The organism is Psychrobacillus sp. (assembly GCF_056205495.1).
Map to the genome: position 1 here is coordinate 1 of NZ_JBAEAP010000362.1, position 1,870 is coordinate 1,870.

Consider the following 1,870-nt stretch of genomic DNA (forward strand, 5'->3'; position numbering starts at 1 on the left):
CCATCGATGCAACAAATTGCAGAAGCAATAGCAATGGATATAACAACTTTTAGTCGGCAAATCCAGACACTCATTAAAATGGAATTAGTAAAGAAAACACCATCTTCAGCAGACAAAAGGGTATTTATCTTATCTCTTACAGAACAAGGTAAGTTTGTCGCCACAAACATTGACGAATCAATGAATGCTTACTTAGAGGAAGTATTCTCGCATATGAACGAATTTGAAAAGGAAACAGTTATTCGTTCTATTAAATTACTTAATCAAGCCATGTCCAAATCAAGTGTTTGTTGTACGCCTTTATTTTAAGCAAGTTAATTCTTGCTTAAAAAAATATACATTACTTGCAAAATGCAATTAATGATAACATGTAAATAAAAATTAATGGAGGTATGGAGAATGAATAACATTGAACTGAAACAAGTAAACACTGGTGGATGCTGTAAACCTGCTGCAAAAATAAATATAGACTTAGAAACATCTTTAAACAAGGTATTACCAATCGCTATTATAGGTGCTGGTCCTGTAGGGTTAGCGGCGGCGGCGCATTTAGCTAATATCGGTGAACGTTTTATATTAATCGAGTCAGGTGATAGTGTTGGGAGTAATATTCTAAACTGGGGACATGTACGGTTGTTCTCGCCATGGCAATACAATATGGATAAGATAGCTAAAAAAATTCTAGAAAAATATGAGTGGAAAGCACCTGTTTTGAATCAACTTCCGTTGGGCAGTGAACTGGTTAACGAGTATTTAAAGCCTTTAGCCAATGTACCTGAAATAAATCCCTATCTATTACTGAATACAAAAGTTGTTTCCATCAGTAAAAAAGGCTTAGATAAAATGAAGTCTGCTAATCGTGAAAAATCGTCCTTTGTTTTATACCTGGAACAACAAGGACTATCAAAAAGAGTGGAAGCAAGGGCAGTCATAGATGCTACGGGAACTTGGTCACAACCAAATCCGATAAATGCCGATAATGTTTGGACAAAAGAAGAAAAAGAATTAAAACAATATATATATTATGGTATTCCAGATATTAAAGGGGAGCATAAGGATAAATACAAAGGTAAACGAGTTGCTGTAATAGGTGGAGGTCATACAGCCATAAACACGATTTTAGAATTATCACAGTTAGAGAATGATGTGGAAATTACGTGGATTATGCGAAAGAAAAGCGTAGAAGATGCTTATGGCGGAGAAGATAAAGACGCTCTCGAAGCAAGAGGGGAGTTGGGAAGTCGTATTCATCACCTAGTTGATGTCGGTCAAGTAAAAGTGCATACCCCTTTCTTTATTCATCAACTAACTAAAACAAACGATGGAATCACAATCACTGGGGAATCAGAAGGTAGTGAAGAAACACTTTCTCCTGTCGATGAAGTCATTGCAAACACAGGCAGCCGTCCAGACTTCTCATTTGAAAGAGAAATCAGACTAAACATAGATACTGCTACAGAAAGTGTCGAAGCACTTGCTCCATTAATTGATCCAAATCTTCACAGTTGCGGTACGGTTCGCCCTCATGGGGAAGAGATATTAAGACAGCCAGAAAAAGACTTCTATATTGTAGGAATGAAAAGTTATGGTCGAGCTCCAACCTTCTTAATGGCCACTGGTTATGAACAAGTTAGATCTATTGTGGCCCATCTGACGGGGGATTTTGAATCGGCTAGAAAGGTGGAACTAGATTTGCCAGAAACAGGCGTTTGTAGTGTTAATTTAACACCACAAAATTCTGCACAATCATGTTGTGGAACTGAAGTATCCAAATGTTAGAGGTGAATTTAAGTGACTGTAAATAATGGTGCTAATTTATCTACAGAATACTTTCTTTCCTACCTAAAACTGGTTAGGGAAGCCAGATCTT

2 protein-coding genes are annotated in these 1,870 nt (G+C 37.0%); both read left to right on the forward strand.

The features are described from left to right. Nucleotides 1-309: MarR family winged helix-turn-helix transcriptional regulator (locus AC06OU_RS10855; RefSeq protein ID WP_475855731.1), on the forward strand; the 309-nt coding region annotated here is incomplete at its 5' end. 90 nt (nucleotides 310-399) lie between these two features. Continuing rightward, nucleotides 400-1,779: an NAD(P)-binding domain-containing protein gene (locus tag AC06OU_RS10860; RefSeq protein WP_475855733.1), complete on the forward strand. Its 1,380-nt coding sequence runs from the start codon at nucleotides 400-402 to the stop codon at nucleotides 1,777-1,779. Nucleotides 1,780-1,870 lie beyond the last annotated feature (91 nt).

Coding starts and splice junctions, on each gene's coding strand:
- AC06OU_RS10860 (WP_475855733.1), top strand. CDS start 400: ATGAATAACATTGAACTGAAACAAGTAAACACTGGTGGATGCTGTAAA.